The sequence below is a fragment of the Pseudomonas sp. CK-NBRI-02 genome (genome assembly GCF_008124495.1).
Classification (GTDB): domain Bacteria; phylum Pseudomonadota; class Gammaproteobacteria; order Pseudomonadales; family Pseudomonadaceae; genus Aquipseudomonas; species Aquipseudomonas guariconensis.
In genome coordinates, this window is sequence record NZ_VSJH01000017.1 from 235,437 (window position 1) to 251,509 (window position 16,073).

At 62.1% G+C, this 16,073-nt stretch carries 12 protein-coding genes and 1 rRNA gene; 5 read left to right on the plus strand and 8 right to left on the minus strand.

All coding sequences use genetic code 11. The features are described 5' to 3' along the window. Genes bcsB through bcsE form a run of 7 tightly spaced genes read right to left on the minus strand, consistent with a single transcriptional unit; the run spans position 1 to position 9,068 of the window. Entirely contained in the window at positions 1-2,280 is a 2,280-nt protein-coding gene (bcsB, locus tag DQ397_RS14440) for a cellulose biosynthesis cyclic di-GMP-binding regulatory protein BcsB (protein WP_043212107.1), read from the minus strand. Next, positions 2,277-4,889, minus strand: coding sequence for a UDP-forming cellulose synthase catalytic subunit (gene bcsA, locus DQ397_RS14445; RefSeq protein ID WP_043212104.1), 2,613 nt, complete (start codon positions 4,887-4,889; stop codon positions 2,277-2,279). The genes bcsB and bcsA overlap by 4 nt, the downstream gene beginning before the upstream one ends. Continuing rightward, positions 4,886-5,593, minus strand: a complete 708-nt coding sequence (gene bcsQ / locus DQ397_RS14450; protein ID WP_043212101.1) for a cellulose biosynthesis protein BcsQ — start codon at positions 5,591-5,593, stop codon at positions 4,886-4,888. Before bcsQ ends, bcsA begins: the two co-directional genes overlap by 4 nt. Next, positions 5,590-5,808 carry a cellulose biosynthesis protein BcsR gene (gene bcsR / locus DQ397_RS14455; RefSeq protein ID WP_043212098.1) on the minus strand — a complete coding sequence of 73 codons (219 nt, stop codon included), beginning with the start codon at positions 5,806-5,808 and terminating at the stop codon, positions 5,590-5,592. Before bcsR ends, bcsQ begins: the two co-directional genes overlap by 4 nt. Next, positions 5,805-7,415, minus strand: a complete 1,611-nt coding sequence (bcsG, locus tag DQ397_RS14460; protein WP_043212095.1) for a cellulose biosynthesis protein BcsG — start codon at positions 7,413-7,415, stop codon at positions 5,805-5,807. Before bcsG ends, bcsR begins: the two co-directional genes overlap by 4 nt. Beyond that, positions 7,408-7,581 carry a cellulose biosynthesis protein BcsF gene (gene bcsF / locus DQ397_RS14465; protein ID WP_043212092.1) on the minus strand — a complete coding sequence of 58 codons (174 nt, stop codon included), beginning with the start codon at positions 7,579-7,581 and terminating at the stop codon, positions 7,408-7,410. The genes bcsG and bcsF overlap by 8 nt, the downstream gene beginning before the upstream one ends. Next, positions 7,578-9,068 (minus strand): cellulose biosynthesis protein BcsE, encoded by a 1,491-nt coding sequence (bcsE, locus tag DQ397_RS14470; protein WP_043212170.1) that lies wholly within the window; start codon positions 9,066-9,068, stop codon positions 7,578-7,580. Before bcsE ends, bcsF begins: the two co-directional genes overlap by 4 nt. 542 nt (positions 9,069-9,610) lie before the next feature. On the opposite strand from bcsE, the gene DQ397_RS14475 reads away from it, so the two are divergent. From DQ397_RS14475 to DQ397_RS14495, 5 genes are all read left to right on the plus strand, one after another. Next, positions 9,611-10,303, plus strand: a complete 693-nt coding sequence (locus DQ397_RS14475; protein ID WP_043212091.1) for a GntR family transcriptional regulator — start codon at positions 9,611-9,613, stop codon at positions 10,301-10,303. 116 nt (positions 10,304-10,419) lie between these two features. Further along, positions 10,420-10,920: a sigma-70 family RNA polymerase sigma factor gene (locus tag DQ397_RS14480; protein WP_043212089.1), complete on the plus strand. Its 501-nt coding sequence runs from the start codon at positions 10,420-10,422 to the stop codon at positions 10,918-10,920. Continuing rightward, positions 10,904-11,884, plus strand: a complete 981-nt coding sequence (locus tag DQ397_RS14485; protein WP_052352473.1) for a FecR domain-containing protein — start codon at positions 10,904-10,906, stop codon at positions 11,882-11,884. The genes DQ397_RS14480 and DQ397_RS14485 overlap by 17 nt, the downstream gene beginning before the upstream one ends. Positions 11,885-12,148: 264 nt before the next feature. Beyond that, positions 12,149-14,473, plus strand: a complete 2,325-nt coding sequence (locus DQ397_RS14490) for a TonB-dependent siderophore receptor (protein ID WP_043212087.1) — start codon at positions 12,149-12,151, stop codon at positions 14,471-14,473. 82 nt (positions 14,474-14,555) lie between these two features. Beyond that, positions 14,556-15,737, plus strand: coding sequence for a PepSY domain-containing protein (locus DQ397_RS14495; RefSeq protein WP_043212085.1), 1,182 nt, complete (start codon positions 14,556-14,558; stop codon positions 15,735-15,737). Between the two features lie 56 nt (positions 15,738-15,793). On the opposite strand, the gene rrf is transcribed toward DQ397_RS14495, so the two are convergent. Continuing rightward, positions 15,794-15,909, minus strand: a 5S ribosomal RNA gene (gene rrf, locus DQ397_RS14500). Positions 15,910-16,073: the final 164 nt, after the last annotated feature.

Consider the following 16,073-nt stretch of genomic DNA (forward strand, 5'->3'; position numbering starts at 1 on the left):
TCAGTCAGCCTCACCCAGCCGACGTCGGGCAGCCCAACGCAGCGCACGCCACAGCAGGAAGGCAAACAACAGCACGCTGATGGTGGCAAGGACCGCGATCAACAGCGGCTGCTCGGACAGGTGGAACCACAACAGCAGCCACCAGGGCAACTGGCCGACAAAATAATGCTCGCCCACGAACTGGCTGCTCACCCCGCTGGATCGCACCAGGGTGACCGAGCCGGCTACCGCATCGAGCTTGCCGGTATCGCCGAGCGCCTCACGCAGCAGCGCATAGTCGGCATCGGTATTGCCCAGCAAGGCGACCACGCTGCGCTGCTCGTGGAAGGGAGACTTGAGCCCTGTGATCGCGCCGATCGGCGCCTGGGCACTGATTGCCACATGGCTGCTGGCCGGCACGGGCGATGTGTCGAACCGGTAGCGACCGGGCATGTTTGTGGAGCGCCCCTGCGCCAGCCAGTCGCGCTGGGCATTGAGCAACAGACCAAGGTTGCGCTCCTGGGCCAGCTCCTGGGGCAATGTGCCGATGACCAGCAGGTCGGCATCGGCCGAGGCTGCTTGCTTCCAGTCATCGATCAGGCGAATGCCCAAGGCCGGGTAGCCGACCTGGCCGGCAATGCTACCGATCACATCGAGCAGAATCCCCACCTGCATCGGCGTCGGCTTGCCCGGCACCAGGACCTGGGTTTCGGACAGGTCGGCCATGCGGCTGAACGGGAAGCCGCTGCGGGCAAAGGCACGCAGGTCCGGCATGGCGATGTAGTGGTGGTACCCCGAAAGGTCGATGGTGGAGTTCTCGTCGATGGCCGCGCGAACGTCCACCGGCAAAGAGGTCTGGCACTGATCACGCTGGGAGCTGCCGAGCTTGCTGGCGAAGCTGAAGTCGAAACGCAGGCGGTTGCGGTCGCCGATCTTCAGCGCCGGCACCAATGCCTGCTCGCTCAATGCCGTGCTATCGCTGGATAGCACACTCAGGCGCAGCTCTTCGAGCGTGCCGCCACGACGATCATTGCCTACCAAGGGCATGCTGGTGATGTACTGATCGTTGACACTGATGGTCAGGCGCGATTCGTCCGTGACCGCTGGCGGCGTATAGCGGTACAGCGTGCGCAGCGGAATGCCTTGGTTGCGCCAAACGAACAGGTCTGGCGGCAGGTTCACATCGAGGATGATCGCGTTCGGTTGCAAGCCGCTGACCTGCAACTGCTGCGTGTAATCGAGCAACTCGGCGAAACGTACCGGACGGTCGGTGCGGGTCCAGTTCGGCGCATCGTATGGCTTGCGAGGCTGCAGATCGCTCATCTGCTCGATCTTCACTCGGTCGCCACGGAACAGGTTGTTGCCCACCGCCAATGCCGAGGCAGCCTTGACCAGGTCCTCGTCGTTGCGGCCCAGCACCAGCAGCAGTTTGCTCCAACGATCGCTTGGATGGTCGATCAATTGCACGACCGGGCCGTCCACCCGTGGGAACTTCTCGAAATCGGCCAGGAAGGCCGGGCGGCGCTCGTTGCTGGCAAAGACGATCGCCGGCTTGGGCTTGTCGCCTGCAGCCGGCAGGCTATCGAAGAGCACCGGGAAGGTCGCCTTGCGCCAACCCGCCTGGCTGCCGAAATAGGAGGCGAGAATCGCGGCGGCGCGCTGTTCGCCCAGCGTCGGGCTGGCGGCGAAGACCACCGGCAAGTCGACTTTGCCGGTATCGCGCGCGTCAAAGAACGGCAACGGGAAGAACGCCAGGTCGTTTTCCATCGCCAGGGCCTGCTCGCGCAGGTGCACCTCGCTCTTGCGATTGAGGTTCAGCCACAGGCCGCTGTGCGCAGGGTCTTCACAGATGTCGGCGTAGTGGCCGACGAACTCCAGGCGCACCCGGTTGAAGTCGCTGATCAGCTTGGGGTCGAGCGGCAGCTGACGCTGGACGCGCTGGCCAAGCTGGTCCTTTTCTACCGGCAGCACGCCCATCAGCTCGTCGTTAAGGTAGACGCGCAGGTGCGACAGGGTCGGCAGCAGCGCCGGCGATGGCGTGTAGTCCAGCTGCAGGACCGCCTCGGTGGCGAGGCGGTCGCGCCGCAGGCCGAATTCGATCTGCTCGCTGTTGCGCACACCGAGCAACAGGGTGTCGGCAGGATGCCCGAGCTGCTCGAACGTTCTCGCCACGGGCCAGTTGGGTACCACCGGCTCGGCAACGGCCTCGGGGGTGGACGGGGTGGTGTCGGCGGTGGCCTGGAACACGCAGGCGAGCAGCGCCATCGCCAGGCCCCAGGTACGTGCGGGGTAACGAGTCATGATGCGTCTCGGGTTAAAAGATTCGTGGAAGGAAGAGGCCGCGGGGTGCGCGGCATGAAGGTCGCCAGCCAGCGCGCCAGTACGACCAGCGGGCGTACCGGCCCCAACAGCCGCACCGGAACGTACTCGAGCAGTCGCAGGTAGCCGACGCCGCCCAGCTTCAGGACATCGACCAGGCTTTGCAGCGGGCGGTCGTGCTGATGTGCCTCCTGCCAGGCCAGCCAAGCGTCGGCGCGGGCGAAGGTGCAGTGCACCAGGTCGATGCGTTGCTGTGTGTCCAGTTCATCGAAGGTCAGGCCGAGGTGGCGCCCAACCCGACGGGTGATTCGTGCATCGAAGGCGAACTCACGCTCCCCTCGGCTGAGCAGCAGACGCACCCGGCCACCGGTCTTCGGTGCCAGGCCGTCACCCAGCTCAAGGCCGATACCGCTGTCCGAATAGTCCACCAGGGTGCACGGATAGGCGTGACCGTTCTCAAGAACCAGCGCAGCCGGCAGGTGCATCTGCACCCGGTGCGCACGTCGCACCTGGCGCACCTCGGCGGCCACAGCGGTCGCAGCACCGATGATCAACAGGTTGTAGGTCACCCAGAGCGAACTGACGATGACCGTGCCGATCTCTTCGGTTGGGCCGGTGAACAGGCGCCAGACCGCGAAACCGAGCCCGACGAAATTGAGCACCGCCAACAACAGATAAGGCTGGGCGATACGCCAGTCGAACTGGCTCTCCTCCATCAACCCGCCTTTGGCGGTGACGTTGAACTTGCCCTTCTTCGGCGCGAACAGGGCCACCGTGGTGGGCCGTGCGATGTACCACGCCAGCACGGTCTCGTAGACCTCACCCCAGAAGGTGCGCCGGTATTTGCCCTGCATGCGCGAGTTGGTCAGGCTGGCGTGGATCATGTGCGGCAGTACGTAGAGCAGGATCATCAGCGCCGGTGCATAGATGATGTAGGCATGCAGCAGCAGGAACGCCAACGGCGCGGTCAGGAACACCAGACGCGGCAGGCCGGCCAGGAAGTGCAGCATGGCGTTGGCATAGCACACCCGCTGGAACAGGCTCAGGCCACGACCGAACAAGGGGTTGTCGGTGCGGAAGATCTGTACCATCCCGCGCGCCCAACGAATTCGCTGGCCGATGTGCGCCGACAGGCTCTCGGTAGCCAGACCAGCTGCCTGCGGCAGGCGCAGGTAGGCGGAGTTCCAGCCATGGCGGTGCAGGCGCAAGGCGGTATGGGCGTCTTCGGTCACGGTCTCCACGGCGAACCCGCCGATGTCTTCCAGGGCGGTGCGTCGCAACACGGCACAGGAGCCGCAAAAGAACGCCGCGTTCCACATGTCGTTGCCGTCCTGGATCAGGCCGTAGAACAACTCGCCTTCGTTGGGGCGGTTGCGGAAGGTGCCCAGGTTGCGCTCGAACGGGTCAGGCGAGAAGAAATGGTGAGGCGTCTGCACCAGCGCCAGGCGTGGGTCCTTGAGGAACCAGCCCACTGTCATCTGCAGGAAGGAGCGCACCGGCACATGGTCGCAGTCGAAGATCGCGACCAACTCGCCGTCGGTGACGCCCAGGGCGTGATTCAGGTTGCCAGCCTTGGCGTGCTTGTTGTCGGGACGGATGATGTATCCAACACCCATTTCGTCAGCAAAGGCGCGGAAGTTATCGCGGCGGCCATCGTCGAGCAGGTAGATGCGCAGACGCTCGCGCGGCCAGTCTAGCCCCAACGCCGCGAGCACGGTGGTGCGCACCACCGAGAGGTCTTCGTTGTAGGTGGGGATCATCAGATCCACGGTCGGCCACTCGGTAAGCTGCTCCGGCAGGTTCGCCGGCTTGCGCTCCAGTGGCCAGCAGGTCTGGATATAGCCCAGGATCAGCACGAACCAGGAATAGGTCTCGGCGATCAGCAGGGTCAGACCGCACACCAGGTCCAACGTGTCGTTCCAGTTCAGCGTGGAGGTGTAGCGCCACCACAGGTAACGGCAGGAGATGATCGTCGAGAGGATGATCAGCATCAGGGTCGGGAAGCGACCGGGCATGTGGCGCACCAGCATGGCGATGCCCCACAGCAGCAGAATGAACATCAGCTGGGCCAGGTAGCCGAATGGTTCGGTCACGCACAGCAGCGCCAAGGCAAGGGCGCACACCGTGAGCACGAAGTAGAACGCGCGCCGGGCGCCTTTGCTCAGGCTGCGCAACTGTTGGGCGGCATCCCGCTGCCAGGTGCTGGTGCGCACCTGGCCCGGGACCTGCCGCAACCGCTCGACCAAATGCGCGCGCAGCAGCCGGATGCGTTGCCGCAGAGCGACGGCGCCCTCGCACAAGGCACGCCAACCCCGCGCCAGCGCCGACGGCGCGCGAGGTACCGGTTCGCGCCGGATCAACAACCAGGCGCCCTGAATCAGCAGGCGCAGCGGGTCGCCCAAGGTCGGGCGCTTGCCCGCCACTTGCGGGAACAGCCGCTGACGATCGGCCAGCAGCGCTTGCCAGGCCGGGGACTCCAGGCGCAGCAGAAGAAAAGCCAGCCAGGTGCCCAAGGTGAACACCAGCGCGGTCAGCCGCCCGGCACCTCGAGTGGTGTAGTAGCGGTAGGCGTTCGACGGCGAAAGCTTCACGACCGTCGCCTCGTCAGGCAGCGCACGGCCAGGCTCTGCACATCACGGGAGGCCAGGCTCTGTGGCGCGTAATGACCGACCGGTGCCTTGCAGGCCAGGGCTTCGACGAACGCCTCGTCGCGATGCACCACCTGCAGCGGTAGGCGACTGTGATAAAGCTTGCGCCAGACCATCAATACGTCGCTTTGCAAGCGGCTGGCCGGGTCGAATCGGTTGACCAGCAGCAAATCGAAGCGCTCGGGTCTCTGGCGCTCCAAGAGTATGTGACTGCTCATTTCAGCTTCTGCGACCAACACGCGCACATCCACCTCCAACTCGCGCAGAGCGCCCGTCGACGGCAGGTCGAACAGCAGCCAGTCAAAGTGACTGGCCAATTGCGCCGCACGCGCATTCCAGATGGCGGGATCGCGCGTTCCGGTCAGTCTGGCGTGGGCCGACTCGCTCACCTCGCCGAACGGCATCACGTACAAGCCGTCGAATACTTCGTAGACCTGCTCGCCAAAAGGGCGACCATCCAGCTCGGCGCAGGCCCAGCCGTCACAGCCGGCTAGCGGCAGGTTGAAATGAAGACCCAACAGGTTTTCCGGGCACAGGTCGACCAACAACACCCGCTCGCCCAACTCTCGCAGGGCATGCCCCAGCGCAGCGAGCATGGCGCTACGTCCAAGGCCGCCACGCAACCCGTGCAGCGCGAGGCTGGTCATCGCGCGGTGGCCTTGGGCGTTGGAGCTATCTCAGGAGCGAGGTCACTCATGGACTTCGCGCAGCTTTCTCCCAGCAAGGGCCAGCGCCGCAGGGCTTCGCGCACCCCGACCATCAAAGAGATGTCCTGGTAGTTCAGCTCTGGCATGTCCAGGTGCTGACGGAGCCGGGCGATATCATCGCTACGATCGGCAGGATCGGCTTTCCTTGTCATCACTTGCTCTCCTTCGGAATCGGTTGCCAGTCAGGCTGGCCTTTGAGGCGCATATAGCTGGTGCCTTGGAAGTCCATCACCTGGGCACCGGAGGTTTCAGCGACATGTTCGGTGGTGGGCAGGTCTTTCAGCACGCCCGGCAGATCCAGGACCTGGCCAGCCCCCTGATTGGCGTAGACGCGCGACAGCAGTTCGGACAGTGCCAGGTAGCTCGTCGGCGTCGAGACATGCAGGGGCTCGTTGCGCGCCGGTTGATCCATGCCGATGAACTTGATCCCCACAGGTACATGGGTGATCGACGGCGTAGGGATCTCACGCATGCCCGGTAGCTGCATGCGGTCGCCGTGCAGGGCCGCGCCATGCTCGGGCACGATGGCCACGACGACCCGTCGGCCGCTGTGCTGCAGCTCATCGAGGAACTTGCCCAAGTCATCGAACAGACGGGTTGCGCGGGTGTTGTAGTCCGCCGCGCGCGTGCCGCCGTCGGCGGTCACCACCCGGTTACCATCGTGCAGGCTGATGGTGTTGTAGAACAGCGACACATGCGCAGCTCCCGACGCCTTGCGGCGCCCCCACCAGCCCTGCAGGACCTCCAGGTCGCTGGCGATCGGCGAGCCGTCGAAGCCGACCAGCGAGCGGCGGAAATCGCTACTCGAGAGCGCCGGCGACGGCATGTGCTGGCTAGTGATGTCCCCCAGGAAATCATCGAAATGGCCACTGTGGTTGAGCAGCGTTTGGCGCTCGAAGCCAAGCCGGGCGAGGTTCTCGAACAGCAAGCATTGCTCAGGGGCTGGCTTGTAGAGCATTTCATGCGAGGGCTGGCCACAGCTGGCGCGCAACACGCGGATCGCGGCCGGGCCACTGTATGAGGTAGCCGAGTTGAACTGGTCGAAGATCACGTCCAGGCGCGAGAACAGCGGGTTTTCATGCAGGCCGACAGCGGTGAGGTCATCCCAGGCCAAGGAGCAGACGTTGATCACCAACAGATCGAAAGGTTGCTCGTCGGGCCTGACTACCGGGAACGCGGTGACCCGCTGGCGCTCGCTGTCGAAGAAGCTATCGAGCTTGGCGTTGAGTGTGGCGTCGTCTGCCGCCACGGCGGTCGCCTTCTGGGTGGCGACGTCGGCCACCACCTGGCGCGAGGTGACTGGTGTGATCGACGGCAATCCGCTTGTGGCCAGCCACAGCAGCCCAACCACGCTCAAAGTGCTCAGGCGCAACCAGTGTCGCAGGTAGAAATAGCCCACCATCGTCAGCAGTAAAGCGCCCATCAAATGCCAGTTGATGAAGCGGCCCAGCAGCTCCAGCATGTAGTCAGGCGTGAAATCGAGCACACCGGGCTGCGCGAGCAGACGCTCGAATGGCGGCAGCCAGGTGTCCTGGTAAAACAAAGCGACACCGATTGGCACGGCCACCAGCTGTCGCACGACACGCAACCAGCGCCCTGGCAGTGGCACCATCAGGAAGGCTGCGAACAGCAGGTTGGGCAACGGCTGGAAGTCCAACAGCCCCGCGGCGAGCATGACGAACTTCGCCAGGAAATACAGGTTCCAGGCGCCCAGGCCCGGCCAACGGGACAATGGGTTGGCGATGACCATCGAATTACTCATGCTTCTCCCCGCGTCGACGCACGCCTGCAGCCTTCATGTGACGCGGCGGCAAGCGGTGCTTCAACCACGCCTGCACCCAGGCTTTCAGGCGCAACAGGACGAATGCCAGGGCCAGCGTCCCAAGCGCACTAATGCCGATGACTTGCAGCAGTTGCTCGAAATTCATGCCTTGCCTCGTCGTGGCAGCGATATGGGCCTAGGCTGCAACACGGCACGGACCTTGGACATCGGCACGCTGGCCGCATCGGCAACCGGCGCCACCGGCTGCGTCTCATCCATGAATGCCGGCGCGCCGAGGCTTTCAGGCGTGACAAGCAGTTCCCGGCCGATGAACAGCTCCCGCCAGGACAATTGGAAAATGTGGTCCAGCGCTTGCTCGACGCCTTCGGCGCGGCAAGCGAAGAGGAACAGGTACAGCATGTCGTCGACCACGCAGGCGATATCCCCGTCGCGGCGGAAGATACTGCGTGAACACGCTTGCAAGGAGGACAGACCAGGGGCGGGACGCAGCACCAGTAGCTGGTGGACGATTTCCCCGTTGCGCATGCCCTGCCACATCTGCAGCACGGCATCGGCGAAGGCGCGCGGTGAGACCAGGCCCGATATCGGCAGCGGCCGCAGGCGAGCCAGCAACGCATCGAAGTCAGCCGGCAGCCGACGGCGCCAGGTGTAGCCCTGGATGCTGTCGACCTGAGTCAGGAAGCGTGAAAGGCTGGCGCCGAAAGGCACGATCAAGCTGGCACCACAGGCCAGCAGCAATTGCTCGTCCTGATAGCGAAGCGTTGGTGCCATTTCGCGCACCACCAGTTTCAGGGCGTTGCCCCGCAACAGGCGCAGGGTGTGCAGTTGCCGCGCGAGAACGTCCAGGCGCTGCCCGCCGTCCATGGGGAAGATCACGGTGGCGGACACCGCCACACCAGCCCTGGCACCCAGTTCGCTGATGCTATCGAACAATTGCCAGTGCTCGGAGAAGGCCGGCGCGCCTTCCAGCACCTGTCGCTGGGCCAGGAACAGAAGCTCGTCGCCGCCGGTCTCGGCCAGCGGTTGAGGACGGCCTGCAAGCACGAAACCACCGGTGTGACGCGTCAGTTCGATATCTTCGGTGCCAACGACACCCAGCGCGTTGCGCCAATAATGCAACAGGTAACGTACCCCACCCTGGCCACGATAGAGCTGGGCCAACCCATCGAGATCCTGATTGCACCTACGCAGTTGCTCGAGCAGCCAGACGCTCTGCCCTTCGCTGACCATCAACAGGACGCTGCCCGCATCACGAAGGCTGTCGGCCATCTCGCGACACCAACTCCCTATGTCGCTGTCCTCCCAATCCGTCGCCGATACCCGGACCACGATCACGCGACCGGTCGGGTCGATGCGTGGCAGGTCTTGGGCAAGATGGCGTGCGGCATGAGGCTGGGCTTGGTACAAGGCGAGTTGCCCCGGTCCACGATCCGGAGCAAGCCCATCGACGATTTCGCGCACCCCCTGCGCACTGTCGATCAGCGTCGCTTTGGCATCGCCTGTCATTGCCTCGATGACCTGGCGGCAAATCGCGCTGGCATCTTCGGCCGTGTCACAGGCCACCCAGTACAGTCCTTGAGTGTGGAACTGGCAGTGCTCGGCACTCAGACCGGGAATGGCCAAAGAAGGAATGATTTTCGCCAAAACTATGACTCTGTAATTCAGGACCGACGTTTTACCGATAGATGCCGCACATCCATTTGTCGGAGATCAAAAATATCGGTGCACTTTGTCAGAACGCAAAGCGTCAAAAAAACATCAGATCAAAGAGCACAGCTTAGCAGGCGTCAATTGTACAGCACTCCCGCAGAATAGTGTCAATTCGCTGGTCGGTATCTTCACGGACTCAAACCAGCACGCCTGTTCCAGACAGCCTAGACGCCGATTCACAGGAAACAAGTTTCATTGCGCCCCTGTGACTATCATCACAAATCTATTGGAGTCGCCCCGCGCAAACGCTTGCGCATCATGCCTTGTAAAGCTTCGAAAATCCTCGGACGGTGCGGATTTATCGCTGCATGAAGTAGCGCTTCCCTTACTACGGGACTTCCTTCACGATAGCCGTTCTTCGCGCCATGCCAGTCGGCTCAGCGCCTGTTATCGCGTTGGTTTGACACCCCCTTCGCTGCTTTCTAGTGTTATTGGATCCAATTTCTATCAAGGCAGACGTCCACGTGGCCGAAAAACCCCGACTTCTGAAAACTGTTCTGGGCGGCGAACAGGTGCCAGCGCATCTGGCACGCAGCGTGATCGAAGAGCGTCTGCGCAGCGCCATTGTCGACGGCCGCCTGCCACCTGGGACCGCCCTGCGGCAGCAGGAGATCGCCACGTTGTTCGGCGTCAGCCGCATGCCCGTGCGCGAAGCCCTACGCCAGCTGGAAGCGCAGTCCCTGCTGCAAGTGGTGATGCACAAGGGCGCCGTGGTTGCCCCACTGATCGGCGAGGATGCGGTCGATACTTATGAATTGCGAGTCATGCTCGAGTCCGAGGCGCTACGCCAGTCGGTTCCCCTGCTCGAACCAGAAGACATCGCCCTGGCACGCGGCTATATCCAGCAGTTGGAGCACGAAACCCGCCATGCAGACATCGGCCGTCTCAACCGCTTGCTGCATATGACGCTCTACAGCAAGGCGCGCAACCAGAAGCTGCTGCGCATCATCGAGATCGAGCTCAACGAGGAAGAACGCTTCCTGCGTTTTCACCTGTCCTCGATGGGCCTGGGCAAGCTGACTCAGGACGATCACATTGCGTTGGTCGATGCCGCCAGCGCAAAGCAGGTGGACGAAGCCGTCAGCGTACTGGAGCGGCACCTGAACAACGCATCGCGCACCATTCGCAACTATCTGGACAGCCAGGCAGCACGCTAAAACCTGCAGGTAGGGCCCGCACGACGAGCCCACCGCTCAAGGCAGTTGCAAAATAATTCCAGCCCGCTAACAATGAGACTTATTATCATTAATACCTAACAGCACAGCGCGCCTCCATGTCTTTCAGAGATTCCGTGCATACGCTCTACAGCCATCATCACGGCTGGCTGCACAATTGGTTGCGCAGCAAGCTGGGCAATGCCGCCGATGCCGCAGACCTCGCCCATGACACCTTCGTGCGTCTGCTGCAACGCGATCACCTGGAACTCAACGCCCCGCGCGCCTTTCTGCGCACGGTAGCGCGTGGCTTGGTGATTGATCACTGGCGACGCGAAGAGGTTGAACGAGCCTACCTCGAAGCGCTGGCCAACCTACCGCTGGCCGAAGCGCCCTCGGCCGAAACCCGCGAACTGATGCTGGAACTGCTCGAGCGCATTGCGCGCATGCTCGACGGCCTCAAGCCCAAGGTCCGCCGCGCCTTCCTGCTCGCCCAATGCGAAGGACTGAGCCACAAGGCAGTCGCCGAACAAATGGGTATCTCCCTGCGCTCTGTCGAACGTTATGTGGCGGACGCGCTGTATCACTGCTACCAGCTGCGTTATGACGATGAGCCATGAGCCGATAGGCGTCTGCCCGCCTTCGCCCAAGGTAGTCAAACAAGCCATCCAGTGGCTCCTGCGCCTGCGTGAAAGTGGCCATACCCCTGCGCTGCAGCTGCAATGCGAACAATGGCGCAGCGCCGATCATGCGCATGAAGTGGCCTGGCAGCGTGTCGTGAGCCTGCACCAGGATCTGGACCTGCGTGCCATGGCGGGCGTCAACGTCGCCCTTCAGACCCTCGAAACCAGCCAACGCCGCTTGAACCGACGCCAGGCACTCAAGCTGTTAGGCGGGCTCGCCCTGGTCGGTACGGCTGCCTGGCTGGGCAAGGATCAACAGGCACTGAGCAGTTGGGCCTCGGACTACGCCACAGGCACAGGCGAACGCCGAAGCATTGCGCTTGAGGACGGCTCATTGCTGCAGCTCAACACCCGCAGCGCCGTGAATTTGGCTTTCGACGAACGCCAGCGGCTCATCCAGCTGCGCCAGGGCGAACTCATGCTCACATGCAATGACGCACAGCGCCCCTTGTTGATCCAGACCCGTGACGCCCTCCTCGAAGATTTCGGTGGCCAGGTCGTGGTGCGTCAGGACGCCGATTGCACACGCATCAGCGTCAGCCAGGGCAAGGTAGCCCTGCACCGGCCCGATGGCGCGCCGTTGCAGTGGATCACCCCTGGCCAGTCCTGGCGCGTGGATGCCCTCGGGCCGCGACCGATCGAACGACAGCCGATGGACGCCAGCGCTTGGGCCGAGGGGCTGATTGTCACCCGCGACATGCGTCTGGCCGACTTCCTGGCGGAGGTGAGCCGCTATCGCCATGGCTACCTGGGATGCACTGAGGACATCGCCGACCTACGGCTGTCTGGCGTGTTCCGCCTGGAGGACACCGACAAACTGCTGCAATTGTTGCCGCAGACGCTGCCGGTATTCGTTCGTCAACGCACCCGCTGGTGGGTCCGCCTGGAACGGCTGGCCTGATTTTTCATTTTCCTGCAGGTTTTTCTGGCGGGTTTTTCTCGCAAGTCCGGCTAGGACAGTAAGCGACTCCTTCAGCCCTTACCGAACCCACGGACCTTTTCCATGCCAGATGCCTTGCCTCAACTAAGCACCGTCGATAAGAATGATTTTCGACCTGTCTTGAATTGCGTTTTTCTCGGCCGAGCCATACGCGCAGCCCTGCTCGGCACGACCCTCGGTTTCTTGGGCGTTGCTCCACATGTCCTGGCCGCCGATCCGGTGGGTATGAGCCAGCCGTACTCGATCCCCGCCGGAAATCTGGATGACGTGCTCAACCAGTTCGCCCGCCAGGCGGGCATTACCTTGTCGAGCACCCCGCAGATGACAGGTAAGCTGCAATCGCCTGGCTTACGGGGCCAGTACGCCATCGACCAGGCCCTGCGCCAGTTGCTCAATGGCACTGGGCTGGAAGCCGTCAGCCAGGACGCAAGCAGCTATGTGCTGCGCGCGCAGCCTGAGGATGCTGCGCTGTCGTTGCCAAGCACCGACATCCGCAGCTTCACCCTGGGCAATGCCTTGGGCAGCATGGAAGGCTACAACGCCACTCATAGCCAAGTGGCCACCAAGACCAGCATGCCGATCCTGGAAACCACCCAGTCGGTCTCGGTGGTCACTCGCCAGCAGATGGACGACCAGGGCTCCCAGACCGTCGCCCAGGCCATGCGTTACACCCCTGGCGTCTTGACCAACCCCTACGGCGCGACCCATCGCTACGACTACGTAGCCATGCGCGGCTTCAACGACGGGTCTGTGGATAACATCTACGTAGACGGCCTGAAATCCATGGGCGATAACGGCACCTACAGCACCATGCAGGTGGATCCGTACTTCCTCGAGCGCATCGACATCCTCAAAGGGCCCTCCTCCGTGCTGTATGGCCGCAGCTCGCCAGGCGGGCTGGTGGCACTGACCACCAAGAAGCCACTGTTCGATCCTTATCATCAGATCCAGGCCACAGTTGGCACCCAGGGCCAACGTGGCATGGGTTTCGACTTCAGCGGCCCGCTGGATGACGACAAACGCATCGCCTATCGCCTGACTGGTCTTGCGGACGCTTCGGACACTCAATTCGATCACAACAAGGAAGAACGCTACGCAATCGCACCTGCGGTCAGCATCGACTTTAGCGAAGACACATCACTGACCTTGCAGGCCTACCTGCAGCACGACCCCAATGGCGGTTATCACGGCGGCAACCCGGCCGATGGCATGCTGCACCCCCGCAACGGCCTGCGTTTGTCCGACCACTTCTTCGAGGGCGAACCGGACATCGACGATTACGAGCGCACCCAGCAGTCGTTCAGCTACCAATTCGAACATCGCTTCAATGATGTCTTCACCGCACGTCAGAACTTCCGCTATCAAGATTCGGATGTGTCGATGGACCAGGTCTATTCGGCTGGCTGGGCGGATGCCACCAGCAACATCCTCAACCGCGCCTATACCGGCGGCGACGAACGCCTGCATTCGTTTATCGTCGATAACATGCTCCAGGCGGAATTCTTCACAGGCGCTGCTAAACACACCGTTTTGCTCGGCGCCGACTATCAGCGGCGCAAGGCCGATGTGACCTGGCGCTACGGCACTGTCGATCCGTTGGATGCCGGTAACCCGCACTATGGCAACGGCAACCTTCAGGTCCTCGGCGAAAACAACTACCTGCGGCGTCTGCAGCAAACCGGCGTGTACCTACAGGATCTGGTCGAACTGGACCAATGGCGCTTCTCCCTGGGCCTGCGTCAGGACTGGGTCAAGGTATCGGAGGAGAACCGCGACACCGATACCAAGGTCAACGACGACCGTTCCAAGTTCACCACCCGTGCGGGTGTGCTGTACCTGTTCGAAAACGGCGTTGCGCCTTACGTGAGCTACTCCGAGTCGTTCAACCCCAACACCGTATCCGACCAGAACGGCCGTCCGCTCGCGCCGACCGAAGGCACGCAGTGGGAGACCGGTATCAAGTACCAACCGCCCGGCACGGACAACTTGTTCACGGCCTCGGTGTTCCGCATCGAGCAAGAGAACCTGGCCTCCAAGCAACCGAACGAAGAGTTCTATCGTGCGGTGGGCGAGGTTCGCTCCCAGGGCCTGGAGCTGGAAGCTCATGTGCAGGTGACCGACAGTTTCAAGCTGATCGGGGGTTATACCTACACCGACATCGAATACACCAAATCGATGCCGAGCTTGGTGACCCCAGGCCTGGACAATAAAGGCCGTTCGCCGACCCAGGCGCCGGAACAGATGTATTCGCTGTGGGCCGACTACAACTTCCTTCAAGGCCCGCTTGATGGCCTGCGCCTGGGTGGCGGCGTGCGTTATGTGGGTTATAGCTGGGTCGATGCGGAAAACAGCATGAAGGTGCCCTCCTATACCTTGTTCGACGCCTCGGTCGGTTATGACCTGGGCAAGATCGGGCTCAAGGGAATGGATGTGCGACTCAACGCCAATAACCTGACCAACGAATCCTACGTCGCGTCTTGTGCGAGCCTGAACTACTGCTACATGGGCGAAGAACGCAATGTCAGTGCCACGGTCAGCTATCAGTTCTGACTCGTTCCTTTCCATGCTCGAAGCCAGCTCCTGACCCAGGTGCTGGCTTTTTCGTTTCCGGCGCTTTCCTGGAGCCCTGTAAATGCGTCAACTCTATGTCCTGTTGCACCGCTACCTTGGCCTGGCCACGGCAGCGTTTCTGGCCGTCGCCGGCCTGACTGGCAGCGTGCTGGCCTTCCATCACGAACTCGACGAATGGCTCAACCCAGGTTTCTACGAAGCTTCGGCCACCGGGGCGCTGCAACAACCCGGCACGCTTGTGGACAAGTTGCAGACCCAGTATCCGCGGCTGCAAGTCTGGTACATGGAATATCCACAGGAGGCGGGGCACTCCGCGCTGCTGGCGATGGTTCCACGCAACGATCCACAGTCCGGCAAGCCCTACGACGAGAAGAACACCGTGTTCTATCTCGATCCGGTCAGCGGTGAGACTTTGGGCCAGCGCTACTGGGGCGAATGCTGCTTCTCACGCGAGAACTTCATGCCGTTCATGCTGGAGCTGCATTACAGCCTGACTCTGCCGGGCAATTGGGGGATTGTGCTGATGGGTGTGGTGGCGATCCTCTGGGTCGTGGATTGCCTCATCGCTGTATTACTCACCCTGCCCCGCGGCCGGCCGTTCTGGCGCAAATGGAGCACCGCCTGGAAGATCAAGGGCGGGCACGCGTATCGACTGAACATGGATATCCACAGAGCCTGCGGCTTATGGCTTTGGCTACTACTGTTGCCAATCGCCATCAGCAGTGTGGCGATGAACCTGCCGGCTCAGGTCTTCAAACCCGCCATTTCGTTGTTTTCACCCGTTGAGCCGAGTGTCTACGAAGCCCGGGGCGTCATGCCCAAGGAGGCCCTGGGTGTGACACAGCTTACCTATCAACAGGCGTATCAACGCGCGCAGGAGGAAGGCGCAAGGCTTGGACTGAGCGCACCGATCGGTGAGCTCTATTACAGCTTCGAGTACAACTTTTATGGCGCGGGGTTTGGCCAGCACGATACACAAGCCCATGGTAAGTCCTGGCTGTTCTTTCACGGCACCGATGGCCAGCTAATAGGGCAGGAAATTGCCGGAGAAGGCACGCTGGGTGAGCAGTTCTATCGTTTGCAGCTTCCCATTCATGGGGGGCGCATCATCGGAGTCGCGGGGCAGGTGCTGATTGCGATTTTAGGGGTGGTGATCGCAGTGTTATCGATCACAGGGGTGTACATCTGGTGGCGCAAGCTACAGGCACGACGTAGCGGTAAGGTGCGCAGAACAGCAGCGTGACAGCCGGAAAAGACAAAGCCCCTGTTCGCATCGCGAACAGGGGCTTTGGGTTTGAATCTTGACGATGACCTACTCTCACATGGGGAAGCCCCACACTACCATCGGCGATGCGTCGTTTCACTTCTGAGTTCGGGATGGGATCAGGTGGTTCCAACGCTCTATGGTCGTCAAGAAATTCTGTGTGCTGGCGCGTCCCTCGGACGTGCCTGCGAATTTCTGGTCTCTCTACTTAAAGACAAAACCCCTACCTGCTCGCGCAGATAGGGGTTTTGCGAAATGAATCTTGACGATGACCTACTCTCACATGGGGAAGCCCCACACTACCATCGGCGATGC

What these genes read in the sequence shown, in the direction of transcription:
- bcsF (WP_043212092.1), bottom strand. Translation starts at nt 7,581, where the DNA reads ATGAATTTCGAGCAACTGCTGCAAGTCATCGGCATTAGTGCGCTTGGG.
- DQ397_RS14480 (WP_043212089.1), top strand. Translation starts at nt 10,420, where the DNA reads ATGTCTTTCAGAGATTCCGTGCATACGCTCTACAGCCATCATCACGGC.
- DQ397_RS14485 (WP_052352473.1), top strand. Translation starts at nt 10,904, where the DNA reads ATGACGATGAGCCATGAGCCGATAGGCGTCTGCCCGCCTTCGCCCAAG.
- DQ397_RS14495 (WP_043212085.1), top strand. Translation starts at nt 14,556, where the DNA reads ATGCGTCAACTCTATGTCCTGTTGCACCGCTACCTTGGCCTGGCCACG.
- bcsQ (WP_043212101.1), bottom strand. Translation starts at nt 5,593, where the DNA reads ATGACCAGCCTCGCGCTGCACGGGTTGCGTGGCGGCCTTGGACGTAGC.
- DQ397_RS14490 (WP_043212087.1), top strand. Translation starts at nt 12,149, where the DNA reads ATGAGCCAGCCGTACTCGATCCCCGCCGGAAATCTGGATGACGTGCTC.
- bcsB (WP_043212107.1), bottom strand. Translation starts at nt 2,280, where the DNA reads ATGACTCGTTACCCCGCACGTACCTGGGGCCTGGCGATGGCGCTGCTC.
- bcsG (WP_043212095.1), bottom strand. Translation starts at nt 7,415, where the DNA reads ATGAGTAATTCGATGGTCATCGCCAACCCATTGTCCCGTTGGCCGGGC.